This window comes from Pedobacter sandarakinus (genome assembly GCF_026240095.1).
In the GTDB taxonomy this organism is placed as follows: Bacteria; Bacteroidota; Bacteroidia; order Sphingobacteriales; family Sphingobacteriaceae; genus Pedobacter; species Pedobacter sandarakinus.
This window is the reverse complement of record NZ_JAPIVG010000001.1, coordinates 1191564-1207784: the sequence shown is the minus strand read 5'-3', so window position 1 is coordinate 1207784 and position 16221 is coordinate 1191564. Positions and strand designations below refer to the sequence as shown.

17 protein-coding genes are annotated in these 16221 nt (G+C 38.6%); all 17 read right to left on the bottom strand.

Annotated features, from left to right (window positions below; genetic code table 11):
* The 17 genes from OQ268_RS05185 to OQ268_RS05105 all read right to left on the bottom strand — a co-directional run bounded on the left by OQ268_RS05185 (nt 1) and on the right by OQ268_RS05105 (nt 16221).
* Entirely contained in the window at nt 1–1464 is a 1464-nt protein-coding gene (locus tag OQ268_RS05185; RefSeq protein ID WP_265855036.1) for a complex I subunit 4 family protein, read from the bottom strand.
* A 20-nt stretch (nt 1465–1484) separates the two neighbouring features.
* The gene (gene nuoL / locus OQ268_RS05180; protein WP_322973936.1) at nt 1485–3386 is read right to left on the bottom strand and encodes an NADH-quinone oxidoreductase subunit L; all 1902 of its coding nucleotides are present in this window, start codon (nt 3384–3386) and stop codon (nt 1485–1487) included.
* Between the two features lie 13 nt (nt 3387–3399).
* Complete coding sequence (gene nuoK / locus OQ268_RS05175; protein WP_010601897.1) at nt 3400–3729, bottom strand: NADH-quinone oxidoreductase subunit NuoK; 330 nt, start codon at nt 3727–3729, stop codon at nt 3400–3402.
* On the bottom strand, nt 3729–4232 hold the full coding sequence (locus tag OQ268_RS05170; RefSeq protein ID WP_265855035.1) for an NADH-quinone oxidoreductase subunit J family protein: 504 nt from the start codon (nt 4230–4232) through the stop codon (nt 3729–3731). The genes nuoK and OQ268_RS05170 overlap by 1 nt, the downstream gene beginning before the upstream one ends.
* Nucleotides 4233–4386: 154 nt before the next feature.
* Entirely contained in the window at nt 4387–4890 is a 504-nt protein-coding gene (locus OQ268_RS05165; protein WP_010601899.1) for a NuoI/complex I 23 kDa subunit family protein, read from the bottom strand.
* 2 nt (nt 4891–4892) lie between these two features.
* Nucleotides 4893–5930: an NADH-quinone oxidoreductase subunit NuoH gene (gene nuoH, locus OQ268_RS05160; protein ID WP_265855034.1), complete on the bottom strand. Its 1038-nt coding sequence runs from the start codon at nt 5928–5930 to the stop codon at nt 4893–4895.
* Nucleotides 5930–6940, bottom strand: coding sequence for a 2Fe-2S iron-sulfur cluster-binding protein (locus OQ268_RS05155; RefSeq protein ID WP_265855033.1), 1011 nt, complete (start codon nt 6938–6940; stop codon nt 5930–5932). The genes nuoH and OQ268_RS05155 overlap by 1 nt, the downstream gene beginning before the upstream one ends.
* A gap of 13 nt (nt 6941–6953) precedes the next feature.
* Complete coding sequence (nuoF, locus tag OQ268_RS05150; protein ID WP_265855032.1) at nt 6954–8321, bottom strand: NADH-quinone oxidoreductase subunit NuoF; 1368 nt, start codon at nt 8319–8321, stop codon at nt 6954–6956.
* Between the two features lie 80 nt (nt 8322–8401).
* A complete protein-coding gene (locus OQ268_RS05145; RefSeq protein WP_265855031.1) occupies nt 8402–8914 on the bottom strand; it encodes an NADH-quinone oxidoreductase subunit NuoE family protein in 513 nt (170 codons plus the stop codon).
* Entirely contained in the window at nt 8907–10121 is a 1215-nt protein-coding gene (locus tag OQ268_RS05140; RefSeq protein ID WP_265855030.1) for an NADH-quinone oxidoreductase subunit D, read from the bottom strand. The genes OQ268_RS05145 and OQ268_RS05140 overlap by 8 nt, the downstream gene beginning before the upstream one ends.
* A gap of 84 nt (nt 10122–10205) precedes the next feature.
* Nucleotides 10206–10706, bottom strand: a complete 501-nt coding sequence (locus OQ268_RS05135; RefSeq protein WP_265855029.1) for an NADH-quinone oxidoreductase subunit C — start codon at nt 10704–10706, stop codon at nt 10206–10208.
* Nucleotides 10706–11248, bottom strand: coding sequence for an NADH-quinone oxidoreductase subunit B (locus OQ268_RS05130; protein WP_265855028.1), 543 nt, complete (start codon nt 11246–11248; stop codon nt 10706–10708). The genes OQ268_RS05135 and OQ268_RS05130 overlap by 1 nt, the downstream gene beginning before the upstream one ends.
* 179 nt (nt 11249–11427) lie before the next feature.
* Nucleotides 11428–11799, bottom strand: a complete 372-nt coding sequence (locus OQ268_RS05125) for an NADH-quinone oxidoreductase subunit A (protein ID WP_265855027.1) — start codon at nt 11797–11799, stop codon at nt 11428–11430.
* Nucleotides 11800–11881: 82 nt separating this feature from the next.
* The gene (locus tag OQ268_RS05120; protein ID WP_265855026.1) at nt 11882–13600 is read right to left on the bottom strand and encodes a tetratricopeptide repeat protein; all 1719 of its coding nucleotides are present in this window, start codon (nt 13598–13600) and stop codon (nt 11882–11884) included.
* A 124-nt stretch (nt 13601–13724) separates the two neighbouring features.
* The gene (locus OQ268_RS05115; protein WP_265855025.1) at nt 13725–14633 is read right to left on the bottom strand and encodes a PstS family phosphate ABC transporter substrate-binding protein; all 909 of its coding nucleotides are present in this window, start codon (nt 14631–14633) and stop codon (nt 13725–13727) included.
* A gap of 242 nt (nt 14634–14875) precedes the next feature.
* The gene (locus tag OQ268_RS05110) at nt 14876–15697 is read right to left on the bottom strand and encodes an energy transducer TonB (protein ID WP_265855024.1); all 822 of its coding nucleotides are present in this window, start codon (nt 15695–15697) and stop codon (nt 14876–14878) included.
* Nucleotides 15698–15714: 17 nt separating this feature from the next.
* The gene (locus OQ268_RS05105; RefSeq protein WP_265855023.1) at nt 15715–16221 is read right to left on the bottom strand and encodes an ExbD/TolR family protein; all 507 of its coding nucleotides are present in this window, start codon (nt 16219–16221) and stop codon (nt 15715–15717) included.

Sequence of the window (16221 nt, the reverse complement as noted above, 5' to 3'; positions counted from 1 at the left end):
TTATTTAACTGATATTAATTTTTGATTTACCTGCTCTAATAGTTGTTGTACAGATGCCTCTGTTAAGTGCAATAATGGTTTAGGATAAACTCCCAGCAAGATTATTAAAGCACAAATAATGTATAGTACCAATTTCTCAGACCCTTGTATATCGGTAAAAGTGATGGTTAATTCATTTGTTTTACCAAGCATTATATTTTGATACATGCGTAACATATACACGGCACCAAAAATGATGGTTAATCCTGCAATTGCTGCAGCCCAAATCCCATAATTGTAAACCCCCATTAACAATAAAAATTCACCAATAAAACCGTTTGTTCCGGGTAAGGCTACAGTTCCTAATAGAATAATTAGAAATGTGATGGCCAATTGCGGCGCAGCTTTGGCAATACCGCCCAATTCTTCGATCTTATTTGTTTCTACCCTCGAAAAGATAATATCTAACACGAAGAATAAACCTACCACATTAATACCATGGCTTAACATTTGAACCATTGCACCCTGCATGCCTTGCTGGTTTAAAGCAAAGATACCTGCCGCAATTAACCCAACGTGAGCGATTGATGAATACGCTACCAATCGCTTAGCATCTTTTTGAGTAAAAGCAATTAAAGAGGCGTAAACGATACCAATAATGGAAAGCACCATGGCCAGCGTTGCCCAATCTTGCACACCAGTTGGAACAATCGGCAACAGCCACCTGATTACACCGTAGATACCCATTTTCAACATAATCCCCGATAGCAACATCGTACCTTGCGTCGGTGCGGCTGTGTAAGTATCTGGTTGCCAGGTGTGAAAAGGAAAAACTGGCATTTTAATAGCGAACGCAATGAAGAATGCCCAGAAAATCCAGCCTTGTTGTTCACTATCTAAACTTAATGCATAAAATGCATTGATCTCAAAATTGTGCGCAGGGTTTTGTAGGTAAAGGTAAATGATACCCATTAACATAAATAAGGATCCCGCTATGGTGTAAACGAAGAATTTCATGTTAATGCGAACCCTGTCTTTTCCACCCCAAAAAGCACAAATAAAATAAATTGGAATTAATGCCGCTTCCCAGCCGATGTAAAACAAGAAAGCATCCATCGCAGTAAATACAATCAATAAACCAGCCTGCATAAACAAAATCAAACCATAAAAAGCTGCCGGATTGTGATAATCATGCCTATAACTCGATAATATAATAATGGGAATTAGCAAGTTCGTAAGCAATACCACGAGCATACTAATACCATCAATACCTGCATGGAAGTGAATACCTAAATCTGCTATCCATGGTAAGTTAACCTCAAATTGAGTGCTTGCATCTGGAATAAAATTTAACGCGATAAACAAGGCCAAGCCTAGGGATGCAACCGAAAATACAGTCGAAACTATTTTAGCCGACTTACCAGCAAATGCTGTAATAAGCGCACCTGCTAGTGGAATAAATATAAGTAGTAAAAGTTGTTCCATTATTTATTTTTGAACCCTTTTTAGATGTAATAAAATGTATATGCAAGCAATGAGATGATACCAATAACCATCATAAAAATGTAGAAACCTACATTTCCACTTTGAAGTAAGCGAACGCCTTTACTTGCCTCGTTAGTACTCCAACCCAATCCGTTTACAAGTCCATCGATGAATTTTTTATCCAGAACACTGTAAAAGAATCTTGAAAATGCATCCAATGGTTTGGTGATGATAAAATCGTAAATCTCATCCAAATAAAATTTATGGTATGAAATCTTTGCTAACACAGAACGTGGTGCCTCATCGGCAACAGGCACACGAGCACCGTTCACATACCTTGTATAGGCGTATATCAAAGCTATAATTGCTGCAACAACAGAAGTTCCCATCAACGCATATTCCGTTGAATGACTCAAGTCTAATTCGTGTTGGGCAACACCAGCACCTGTTAGCCAATGTGCCAACCATTCGTTTCCACCGAAAACGTGAGGAATATTGATTGCGCCGCCAATAGCAGCAAGAATTGCTAAAATAATTAATGGTGTAGTCATTGCTGCCGGCGACTCATGCACATGATTTTCTTCATGATGCGCTCCCCTATATTTTCCAGAGAAAGTAAGGAACATCATCCTAAACATATAAAAAGCAGTTAAGAATGCAGTAAGGACGCCTATTCCCCAAAGAACCGGGCTATATTGGAATGCATGCGCTAAAATTTCATCCTTCGAGAAAAAACCAGAAAATGGTGGCAACCCTGCAATGGCAATGGTACCAATCATCATCGTAAGGAAGGTAACTGGAAGTTTTTTTCTTAACCCACCCATGTGGCGCATATCTTGTTCATGATGCATAGCATGAATTACTGAGCCAGCGCCCAAGAATAATAACGCTTTAAAGAAGGCATGGGTTAATACATGGAAGAATGAACCAGTATAAGCACCTACACCCAAACCTAGAAACATGTATCCCAATTGCGATACTGTTGAATAAGCCAGCACTTTTTTAATGTCTGTTTGGGTTAATGCAATTATTGCCGCTACCAATGCCGTTGCTGCACCTACAATAGCGATGATATGCTGAGTAAAAGGAGCTAAATCGAACAATGCGCTTGAACGGGCAATCATATAAATACCTGCTGTTACCATTGTTGCGGCATGGATTAATGCAGAAACAGGCGTTGGTCCAGCCATGGCATCTGGCAGCCAAGTGAATAATGGCAACTGAGCCGATTTACCACAAGCCCCAATAAATAACAATATGGTAATTAAAATTAAAGTATTGTTTCCTGGAAGCATATTAGCCGCCTGAGGAAAGATTTTTGCGAATTCTACACTTCCAAAGAAATTGAACATCAGAAATACGCCGAGTAAAAAGCCTAAATCGCCAATACGGTTCATTACAAAGGCCTTTTTTGCAGCAGAAGCGTATGCGCTATTAGTATACCAAAACCCGATTAAAAGGTAAGAACATAAACCAACACCTTCCCAACCGATAAACATCACGATGTAATTTGATCCCAATACCAACAATAGCATGAAGAAAACAAACAGGTTTAAGTAAGCGAAGAATTTACCAAAACCTTCGTCCTCTTGCATATAACTGGTAGAATACAAGTGGATTAAAAACCCTATTCCTGTGATAATTAAAAGCATGATTGAGCTTAATGGATCAACCAAAAATGATAAAGGAATGTGTAATGTTCCTGCGCTAATCCAATCGAATAAAAATACCTCGTGAGATTTCTGCGTATCGCCTTGTAAACTAAAGAAAATAAAACTGCTGATGATGAAAGCGGCTAAGATAACGCCACTGCCGATGATACCAACAAGTCCTTTAGATAAAGATTTTCTGCCCAGTCCATTAATTACAAACCCTAAAAAAGGAAGTAACGGAACTAACCAAATCAATTGTTCTATTGTCATTCTTAATATATATTTACCACTTAAGGCGATTTAAAACATTAATATCTATTGATTTTGTATTGCGGTAGACCATGACAATAATAGCTAGGCCTACTGCCACCTCTGCTGCTGCTAGCGCCATGATGAAAAATACGAAAACCTGTCCGGATGGATCATTACTATGTACCGAGAAAGCGGTTAGGAGTAAATTTACGGCATTCAGCATTAACTCTACCGACATAAAAATTACGATGGCATTTCTTCTTGTTAATACGCCGATTACACCAATAGTGAAAATAATTGCACATAAATAGATGTAGTGATTGAGCGGAACGCCTGCCATTTGTGTAGTTAAATTTTCCATTATGCTTCTACCTCATCTCTTTTAGATAATAAAACGGCTCCAACCATTGCTGCCAATAGTAATAGAGATGATAATTCAAAAGGTAACAGGAAAGGGCCAAAAAGTTCCTTACCTAAATTCTCAACCAAACCCAATCCAGGATCTTTTAAAATTAATGGACTATTAATGCTCACCGCTTTAAAAGAACCAACTAACGTTACGATTAAACAACAGCCGGCAATTACGCCAACAATTTTAATTAATGGCGATTTAACTGGTTCAGTTTCTTTGTTCAGGTTAAGTAACATCAGCACAAATAAAAATAAAACCATAATGGCGCCCATGTAAACGATGAAGTTTACCACGGCTAGAAATTGTGCATTCAACAGTACATAATGAACTGTGAATGTAAAGAAAGTAAGAATTAAGTACAAAACGCTATGGATAGGATTTTTTGCAAAAATCACCATCAGCGAAAAGATAATACTTAATGTGGCTACGAAATAGAATACTTGTGTACCCATTAATTTATTTTTTTAAACTCCTCGTTTTGCAAGGCACGAAGCAATCTTATTAGTTTTACGTCTATCGCATCAGGATTGCTTCGTTCCTCGCAATGACGGTTATGGTTTATTATTTATTTTGTTTAGTCCTTCGGCAAGCTCAGGATGACAAACATTATTTTTTCATTTCCAATGGAGCTTCAACTAATTTATCTTTCCCGTAAATGAAATCTTTACGCAGATAATCTGCAGGCACTATCGGACCATCCAAATAGATAGCTTCCTTAGGGCAAGCCTCCTCACATAAGCCACAGAAAATACAACGCAACATATTTATCTCATAGGTTGCTGCGTATTTCTCCTCTCGATATAAATGTTTCTCTTCAGGTTTCCGTTCCGCCGCAATCATTGTAATGGCTTCAGCAGGGCAAGATAAAGCACATAAACCGCAAGCGGTACAGCGTTCTTTGCCATTCTCATCACGCTTTAGGGAATGCATCCCCCTAAAGTTTGCCGAAAATTCACGTTCTACTTCTGGATACCTTACCGTAGCCTCTTTCTTGAATAAGTGACTTATGGTAATGCCCATACCTTTTGCAATTGCAGGAAGGTACATGCGCTCCATAAAGCTTAAAGGCTTTTGTTCCAGTACTTTTTTCTTATTGCTTAACGATTCCATAATTAAAACTTCTCTATTATCGCGATCACTACCCCAGTTATTATAATATTGGCTATGGCTAAAGGTATCAAGCCTTTCCAGCCCAAGTTCATCAATTGATCATAACGGAAACGGGGGATTGTCCATCGTACCCACATGAAGAAAAAGATGAAGAAAAATATTTTACCAAATAATATTGCGGTTCCAAACAAAGGTGCCCATGTTGGTCCCAATAAGGTTGCCATAGAGTCCATACCTGGATAGTTATAGCCACCAAAATAAAGCGTTGCCATTACAGCTGATGATACAAACATGTTGATGTATTCAGCAAATAGATAGAACCCCAATTTCATTGAAGAATATTCAGTATGGTAACCTCCGATAAGTTCGGTTTCACACTCGGGTAAGTCGAATGGCGCACGGTTGGTCTCAGCAAAAGAACAAACCATAAAGATTAAAAATCCAAGTGGTTGGTACCATACATTCCAATTGAAGCCATGTTGCTGGTCAACAATTTCTTTTAAACTTAAGGTATTGGTCATTAAAAGCAAGGCGATGATAGATAATCCCATTGCAATTTCATAACTGATATTTTGTGATGCTGCACGGATAGCACTCAGTAAAGAGTATTTGTTATTAGAGGCCCATCCACCGATCATTACGCCATAAACACCTAAGGAAACGACACCGAAAATGTACAAAACACCAACATTGATATCTGATACCTGGAGCGGAACTACCTTACCCCCTATCAACATTGGGCTTCCCCAAGGAATAACTGCTGTGCCAATACAAGCGCAAAGCAAAGCTAATCCCGGACCCACAATAAAAAGCCATTTACTTGATGTTGTAGGGATGATCTCTTCCTTCATAAACATCTTTAGACCATCTGCAAGTGGTTGAAGAATTCCGAAAGGCCCTGCACGATCCGGCCCTAAACGATCTTGAAGATAAGCTGCAACCTTACGCTCGGCATAAGTAGAATACATGGCAATTACCAAACTGATTCCGAATATTACGGCTACCAGAATAAATTTCTCTATGATAAATGCTATATCCATTAATATTTAACTGTTTTATGTAATTCAATTTCATTTGCAGCTTGCAAAGCCTCGTTTGGCTGAATAACATGCAAAGGTTTTAAAGTTTCATAGTGGTTAGATGCAATTACCGAAGTATCATCAATATGTGTTGGTTTTTCAATTGTCCAATCTGAGGTCGCTTTTTTATCAAAACGACAGGTATTACAAATGAATTCTTCTACTTCACCAAACTGATCTTTACGAGCGGTAACACGAAGCACATCGGCGCCTTTGTACCAAAGTGTTACCTTCCCGTTACATTTTTCGTGATCACAATTTCTATGTGCATCTACTGGCTTGGTAAACCAAACGCGGTTTTTGAAACGGAAAGTTTTATCTGTTAACGCACCAACCGGGCAAACATCAATCACATTTCCAGAAAAATCGTTATCAACAGCATGCTGAATGTAGGTAGAAATTTCAGAATGATCGCCGCGGTTTAAGATGCCATGTACGCGTTTATTGGTAATCTGATCGGCTGTAAATACACAACGGTAACACAAAATACAACGATTCATGTGCAACTGTATTTTATCACCGATATCAATACGATCGAAAGTACGGCGCTCAAACTCATAACGTGTTTTCTGCAAACCATGCTCGTAACCTAGATTTTGTAAATCGCATTCTCCGGCCTGATCGCACACTGGACAATCCAGTGGGTGGTTAATCAATAAAATTTCTACCACACCTGCTCTAGCCTCTAAAACTTCTGGTGAAGTGATATTTAGCACTTCCATACCATCCATAACAGTAGTGCGGCAAGATGCAACCAATTTTGGCATTGGACGTGGGTCTTTCTCCGACCCTTTTGTTACCTTAACAATACAGGTACGGCATTTTCCACCACTGCCTTCTAACTTCGAATAATAGCACATGGCTGGCGGAACAATATCACCGCCTATTTGCCTTGCCGCATTTAAGATGGTGGTTCCGTTATCAACCTCTACTGTTATTCCGTCTATCGTAACCTTAACTTTTTCACTCATGGTTATTGATAATCTATTTTTCTTCCGTTACTGGTGCTTTTTCTATCGGATTAGCATAATTTGCTAAGCCATAATTTTGTTGTTGACTTTTAACTGGCTCCTTAATGTGCCATTCAAATTCATCTCTGAAATGGCGAATCGCACTTGCAACTGGCCAAGCCGCTGCATCGCCTAGTGGGCAAATGGTATTACCTTCAATTTTCCGTTGAACATCCCACAACAAATCAACATCATCCATGCTTCCATGGCCATGTTCGATTTTGTGTAATATTTTTTCCATCCAACCTGTACCTTCACGACATGGAGAACACTGACCGCAACTTTCATGGTGATAGAAACGAGCAAAATTCCAGGTATTTCTAACCATGCATTGGTCTTCATCAAAAGCGATAAAACCACCCGAACCTAACATCGTTCCTGTTGCAAAACCGCCTTCTGATAAGGATTCGTAACTCATTAAACGTGGCTCGCCATTGGCATACTTCAAAGTCAAATTAGCAGGTAAAACAGGTACCGATGACCCACCAGCAACCGTTGCCTTTAAACGTTTACCATTTGCAATACCGCCACAATATTCATCCGAGTAAATAAATTCTTCTACCGGTAAACCCAATTCTATTTCATAAACACCTGGTTTTACCAAATTACCAGATGCAGATATTAATTTCGTTCCTGTACTTCTACCGATCCCGATTTTTGCATATTCCTCCCCACCATCGTTAATAATTGGAACAACAGCAGCAATAGACTCTACATTATTTACTACTGTTGGACAACCATATAAGCCGGCAATAGCAGGAAATGGTGGCTTAATTCTCGGGTTACCTCTTTTTCCTTCAAGCGATTCTAATAATGCAGTTTCTTCGCCGCAGATGTAAGCACCACCGCCAGGCTGAACATATAATTCTAAATCGTAACCTGTTCCTAAAATGTTTTTACCCAACCATCCGGCAGCCTTTGCCTCTGCAATTGCTCTTTCCAGAATGCGGATTTGGGGCATCATTTCGCCGCGAACATAGATATAGGAAACTTTCGCCCCTAATGCAAAACTCGAAACAATCATTCCTTCAATTAAAGCATGAGGAATATGTGTCATCAAATAACGGTCTTTGAAAGTTCCTGGTTCAGATTCATCGGCATTGCATACCAGATATCGTGCAACCCCTTCTGGTTTAGCCAAAAAACTCCACTTCATTCCCGTTGGGAAACCCGCACCACCACGACCGCGTAAACCAGACTTCTTAACTTCTTCAACAATTTCTTCTGGTGTTAAAGTTTTAAGGGCTTTCTCTACAGCACGGTAACCACCTTTTTGGCGGTAAACATCAAGTGTATTGATGCCTGGTACGTTGATATGTTCAAGTAATAATTTGCGACTCATTTTTTATAGATGTGAGATGTGAGATGCGAGATTTTAGACAAATTGTCAATTCTCATATCTCATATCTGGTTTCTCAAATCTTATTTATTTTTCAAATCTTCAATCAGTTTATCTACACTTTCAGTGGTCAAGTTCTCATAAAAAGTATACTCCGGACTAATTTGTAATACCGGGCCGAAGCCACAAGCAGCTAAACACTCAACCCCTCTGAAGCTAAATAAGCCATCGGCGGTAACTTCACCTTCCTTAACACCTAACTTGTGCGCTAAGTGGTCTAAGATCTTTTCTGCGCCAACTAAACAACAAGGGCCAGTACGACAAACCTCCAAAGCATATTTACCTTGAGGTTTTAAAAAGTACATGGTATAGAAAGTTGCTACTTCATAAACTTCAATCGGCTGAATATTCAAATATGCAGCTACTTGATCCATTGCAGAGGTAGGTACCCAAAGATATTCGGCCTGAACCAGGTGCAATAGCGGCAATAATGCTGACTTTTGTTTACCTTCAGGGTAACGGCTCTTAATATCATCAAATTTGGCTAGCAATTCTGATGAAAACACTACAGGTGTTTGTTCTTCTACTTTAAGCATCTAATTCTCCTGCAATAATATTCATACTACTCATGTTGATAATGGCATCAGATAATAACATACCCTCACTCATTGGTGCAAACATTTGGTAATTTATAAAACTTGGTCTGCGGAAGTGTAATCGATAAGGCGTACGGCCACCATCATTAATGAGGTAGAAACCCAACTCGCCATTGCCACCTTCAACAGCATGATAAACTTCGGCTTTTGGTGCATCAATTTCACCCATTACAATTTTGAAGTGGTAGATTAACGCCTCCATATTGTTGTAAACTTCTTGTTTTGGAGGAAGATAAAACTCGGGAACATCAGCATGAAATATACCCTTTTCCTCAGTTTTTAACTTCACAAGCGCTTGTTCGATTAGTCGAACACTTTGCCACATTTCTTCATTGCGCACCAAATACCTATCATAAATATCGCCGCTTGTACCTACCGGAACTTCGAAATCAAAATCTTGGTAAGAAGAATAAGGGTCGCTTACACGTACGTCGTAATCCACACCAGTAGCACGCAAAAGAGGACCAGTCCAGCTGTATTCCAATGCCTGTTCTTGTGTAACCTCCGCAACGCCTGCAGTTCTATCAATAAAAATACGGTTACGCGTTAAAAGATTTTCAAATTCTTTAAGTGCTACCGGAAATTCTTTCAAAAACTTATTGATTTTCGCAAAGGCAATCTCATTGAAATCTCTTTCGAAACCACCAATACGGCCGATATTCGTTGTTAAACGTGCGCCACATACTTCCTCAAAAATTTCGTAAATATGTTCGCGGAACTGGAAAAGATAAAGGAACGTAGTAGTTGCGCCAGTATCCTGACCAATAATCGTATTACAGATAATATGATCGGCAATACGCGAAAGCTCCATTACAATTACACGAAGGTAATCTACCCTTTTAGGCATTTGAATATTTAGCAACTTCTCAACCGTCATGTGCCAGCCCATATTATTAATAGGCGACGAGCAATAGTTTAGACGATCTGTTAACGGCGTAATCTGATAAAAAGGGCGATGTTCGGCAATCTTCTCGAAAGCACGATGGATATACCCAATAGTAGAAACCCCGCTTACAATACGCTCACCATCAAGTTGCAAAACGTTTTGAAAAACACCATGGGTTGCAGGGTGCGTTGGACCTAAATTTAAGGTTACCAGCTCACTTTGCGGATCGTTATCTGTAAATACCGGATGGTTATGATTCATAGCCCCTAAATCCCCTAAAGAGGACTTCCTTTCAATTTGTTAATTACTTTACTTTTATATTTCATCCCCATCAGGGGAAAGGTTTTATCTTCCAAAAAATTCGTCTTTTTTATCCACTCTATTTGGGTCTTCCAATGGATATTGTTTTAACATTGGGTGTACGCCAAGATCATCCATATTTAAAATACGGCGTAAATCTGGATGGCCCTCAAACTTAACCCCAAACAGGTCATAAGTTTCTCGCTCCATCCAATTAGCACCCATCCATACGGTTGTTGCTGTTGGTATAGTAGGGTTTTGCTCCGATATAAAGACCTTTACCCTAACTCTAACTTTCTCAACCATGTTATGCAAATGATAAACAACAGCGATACCATGGTCTTTCCCCGGATAATGCACTGCAGTAATATCTGTTAAGAAATTGAACTTAAGATCATTTTTAAGATATGAAAGCACGTTGATGATCACATCTTTATAAGTTACAAATGTTAAAAAACCATAAGGTTCGGAAACGGCAGTAACTTTTTCTCCAAACTTTTCTACAAGTTTGATATGGATGTTATTATTTAGCGTCGTTTCTTCCATTATTTAATGCCGTATTGACCTAAAAGTTCTTTATAATAATCTGAGTTTCTTCTCCTGCCAGACTCATTTTTCACTAAATCTTGGATACGTTGAAAACCATCTAAGATCGCCTCAGGCCTTGGCGGGCAACCAGGAACATAAACATCAACAGGGATTACTTCATCAATCCCTTGTAAAACAGAATAGGTGTCGAATATTCCGCCGCTACTTGCACATGCCCCTACAGCCATCACCCAGCGAGGTTCTGCCATTTGGATATATACCTGTTTCAATACGGGACCCATTTTTTTTGCGATGGTACCCATCACCATCAAAACGTCTGCCTGGCGTGGAGAAAAGCTCAAACGCTCTGCACCAAACCGACCTAAATCGTAGTGAGAACCCATGGTTGCCATAAATTCAATTCCACAGCATGATGTTGCGAAAGGTAATGGCCATAATGAATTTGAGCGAGCCAAACCAATCACTTTATCTAAAGAGGTGGCAAAATACCCAGGTCCTTCGGTTCCTGGGGGCGCATCAACTATATTAATTTCACTCATGTTTCTAAACAAAAAATGCTCATCCCTTTGCAGAATGAGCAACAAATTTACAATTTTTAAAAGCAATTAAGCCACCACTCCCGGATTTAGAACCTTTCTAAATAACATTAAAATTCGGGGTCTAAGTGTTATAACTACACCGCTATTCTGCAGTGATTGGATGGAATTAATTGCTTTTACTAGTTCCAGTCTAATACCTTCTTCTTTATTACGTACACAAACCCAAGTAATAAAGTTCCCATGAAAATAAACATTTCGATCATCCCATCCATTCTGAGGGCTCTAAAGTTTACAGCCCATGGGTACATGAATATAACTTCAATATCAAATAAGACAAAAAGTATAGCAACCACAAAATATTTGATAGAGAAAGGTTGCCGGGCATTACCAACTGATTTTACACCTGCTTCGAACGTTTCGAGCTTATCTATCGTTTTGCGCTTCGGGCCTAAAAAGTGTGTTGCAACCAATATGATAACCACGAAGCCCAAGGCGACAATGACTTGAAATATAATCGGTAAAAAATCTATAGATGTACTTTGCGCTTGCATAATAGTTGTTTTCTGTTGCAAAAGTATAAGAAAAAGGCAGAGTAACCAAACTCTGCCTTTTCTAAATTATTTAACCAGTTTATTATTTGCCTTTTGCTTTTGGGGCAGGCGAGTTGAGTTCTTTCAATTTTGCAGTAGCGTAGCTATCTGCAGGGTCTATTGCTAAACACTTGTTAAGATAATCAACAGCTTTAGCTTTATCCTTATCTGCATACCACGCACCTAATAAACGATAAGATTCTATCAAATTAGCCTTGTTAGCAGCTTGTTCTTCTGGTTTTACTAAGGTTACGTATTTCTCATAATACGGTATCATTAAACCTTTACTAGCACTTGCATTCTTAGTCTGATCAATATAATCGTTAATTCTAGCTCTGTAAAAATAAGATAGCGCAAAATCAGGGGATATTTTTGACAATGTACCTAAAGCAGTATCGGCTCTAACTAAACCTTCTATGTTCAAAGGCTTATTTTCTTTTTTCAAATAGTAAGACTCCAAAAATCTATTAATACCAATATAAAGATAGTTGTATAAAGAACCTTTACCATTTGGATTATACTTTGCTGCTAACTCATAAACATCAGCAGATTTAGCATACTTTTTTGCTTTATATAAAGCAGCAGCAGCCTCAGACAAAGATTCTGCATTACCAGAGTCCACACGAGTAGCTTTGATAATATTGTTTAATGCGAGACTGTCTTGGCCAGCTTGTAGTTGAGCCTTACCTAAATAAAGGTAATCATTTCCTAAGATCTTGGTAGTATCTTTCTCTTTGTTGAAGAACTCAGTCATACTAGTCAAGGCTGCTGGGTAGTTTTTATTTTCGTAAGCTGCCCAACCTTTCATCCTTGCCGCAATGGCGCTTTTTGGATCGTTAGCTGGAGCTTGGATGCTTGATGCAACCTGCTCTAGTGTCTGATAGTCTTTAGCGTAGAACAAAAATTGAGCGTAACGTAATTGCGATTCCAAAGATTTATCAGTTAAATCCATATACTTTTTGTAATTATCGATACCTTTTTTAGCTTTTTCCTGATCTGTACCGAAACTACTCCACTGTAAATAAAGCTCGCCTAACTCGCGATATGCAGGGCCATAATTTGGATCTGCTGCGATTACATCTAACAGCTCTTTTTCGCCTTCTGGAAACGCTCTAGATTCCTTATACATTTTACCGATTTGCGTTTTTGCCCTGCGATTATTAGGATCCACGTCATTTACACGGAAATACGGACCTAAGGCTTCAGAATTCTTTTTCTGCAATGCATAAGCATCTCCCAGTGCTAAGAAAACTTCAGCATCTTTATCCTTAGAATCCAACTCGTCTGCTTTTGTAATATTAGCAATGGCGCTTGTAAAATCTGGTTTTGACACTTCATCGCTAGGCTTGTCTTGTGCTAGATATGCTTTACCCACTTCTAGATAAGTTTTGTAATTCTTCTTATCCATCTCAATGGCCTTATCGAAATTAGTTTTAGCTGAAGTAGGATTGTTAGATAGCATATCTGCTTCACCCAAACCAATTAAGTTTAAGTTATTTTTAGCGTCAGCAGCTATACCTTTAGTAAAAACAGCACGTGCCGAATCAATGTACCCGGTTTTAAGATAAACCAAGCCCAAATTATAATAATTATCACCGTTTGAAGCTTGTGAGCTTACCAATGATTTAAGCATCGATGATGCTTTCTGGTACTGTTCAGCGTCAATGGCTTTTTTCGCGTCGTTTAAATTTTGAGCAAAAACTGCAGAACCCATCAACACTAAACCTACATTTAAGGTTATTGCTTTCTTTAAAATTTTCATAGTTCTTTATTGTTTTTTAATGTAATAAAACCCGTGTAATTGTGTAAGACTCGTTAATCAACTACTAAGCTTTATAAGTTCTTTTGTACTAAATTAGGGCCTTAGCCCTGTGGTTCAATTATAATTACTTTTTTGTTTCTTTAACAATATTTAATTCCCTAGGCATCAACTTATGTGGTGCAAGTCCAGATTTAAGGACGATTAACTGTCCACGCTGGCTTCTCAACCATGTTGCAAATCCTGTGCCTAAACCATCCCTTCCTTCGCAATCAATGATGTTCACATTTCTAAGGAAAGGATAAACACCATTAATCAAATTATCTTGGGTTGGTTTATAAAACTGGTCATCACCTGGCTCACCTTCAATGTTTTTAACGCCCATTGTTTTCACTTTCGCCAGATATTGGTTAAGTTTAGAATTTCTATCGGTAACCCAATCAACGCCCAAAATACCAATAAAATCTTTATCTTCTGCAATAAGTTTAATAACTTCTTCACTAGAATTTTTCGAATAAACACCCTGGTTTGGAAACTGGCTAATTTTAGCCAATTGCTTAAGGTATTGGAAGGTACTAGAATAAGCGTTATCAAAGATCAATTTTCTACCAGAGCCTTTTCCCTGTAGTATATCAACTACTTCTTTAACGGTAATTGTACTATCAATATTGTCTTTATTGGTAATTAATGCGATACCATCAACAGCAAAGCGGGTAGAATTTATTCTGATACCGCGTTGTGTGTAATATTTTTCTTCGGCCTTGGTAAGCAGGCGTGGCATAATGATTACCCTAACACTATCATTCAAAAAAGCGGGGATAATTTTCTCCTCTGGCTTAATTGTGAGTTTAAATTCGGCATCAGGATAGTCTAGATTAAAGATATCAATTTGTGCCCTCACAATTGGGCTAACACTTTCATCTACCAGAATCTTTATAATACCACTGGTACGCGTTTGCTTGGTTTCAGTTGATTTTTCCTTACGCTTACAAGATACCAAGCCTAATACGAGAAATAAATAAATAATTTTCTTCATTAATATTGTTAATCTCTCCGGCCCAAACTCAATAGCCTGATAAAAGCATAAAAAATTAAAAAGATGCCAATAGCAATGCGTCCCCAGGTAGGGATAAAATTAAATCGAGCGGCAAGCGGCGCCCAAAAAATAAAAGCCAAACCCATTACAAAATAAAGTAAAAAGGTGATTAGCCCTAAAATGAGCAAAAACCGCTGTTTAGGCGATTTTTGCTTAAAAATATCAAAATTTAACATTTACGTTTAGTTCAATGTAAAGTTAACGTTGATGTTATACTTTACCCTTACCGGCTTACCATTCTGGATACCTGGATTCCAACGTGGACTTGCTTTTAATACGCGGATAGCTTCCTCATCAGTTCCGCTACCCAAACCGCGGGTAACTTGGATATCTGTTAATTTACCATCTTTTTCAACAACGAAAGATAAAAATACTTTACCTTGTACGTTGTTTTCTTGCGCCATTGGTGGGTATTTAATTGCACCCCCTAGGTACTTATAAAATTTGGCAATACCACCTGGAAATTCTGGTTGCTTTTCGATACTAACAAAGTCATAAACCCTGTTATCATCTACAGCTACAGCTTCTGTACGTTTAGGGCCTTCACCTACTGGCTCGGCAATAACGATATCTGCTGTTGGATCACCTTTAATATCTCGCTGACCGGGATCTGCTTCTTTTAATTTCTCTACGGTTGGTGGCTCCTCATCACGTACAAGCTCATCTGGCTTAACGATTGGAGGTGGCATCTTAACCTGATCCACTTTTGGTGGTGGTGGCTCTACCGGTGGTGGAGGTGGTGTTTTCGGATCAACTGGGGGCGGTGGAGCAATAATTACTTCCTTGGCCTTTTCTACCTGCTCTGTATCGTCTATAGAACCTTTTATAATACTATAGATTTTTGGAGAAAAGAAAAGAATAAGGAAAACTACTGAACCAATAACTAATGCCCTAGAGGTATTGGCCCCGTTGCTTTTACGCAACTGATAGGCACCGTAGTTTTTGTTTTTACCTTCAAAAACCACTTCAATCCACTGTCTTCTTAATATATCTAATTTTGACATGATTACTGATTTAACAATTATAAAATACCTTGAGACTTCATCGACTCTTTCTCACTATCAAGGATATTATCATCATCAATCTGACGAACTTTAACCTTCAATATTTCCAATTCATCCATGATATCAACAAAGTTTTTGAAATTTGATCCGCTAGTTGGTTTCACCAACACAACGAAATCACCTTTCACTCCAGATGCATCAGCAACTTTTCTATTCTCAATAATCGCCTTTTCAACCTGTGATAGAGATTCATAAGTTGGAGCTGTTGCACCAGCTTCACCCATATACCAAGCTACCTTATCATTTTTTCCTAATAAAATAGTCATGGTTTTAGAAGCTTTCAACTCCAATCTATTGTCTTTATTGTTATCATCTTTATCTGGCTTAACAATATCCATTGCCTGAGGCGTAGAAATCGTTGTAGTTAAGATAAAGAATGTTACCAAAAGAAACATTAAATCTACCATCGGCGTCATATCGACTCTTGGCGTGGCTTTCTTCCCGCCTGTGTTTAATTCTGCCAT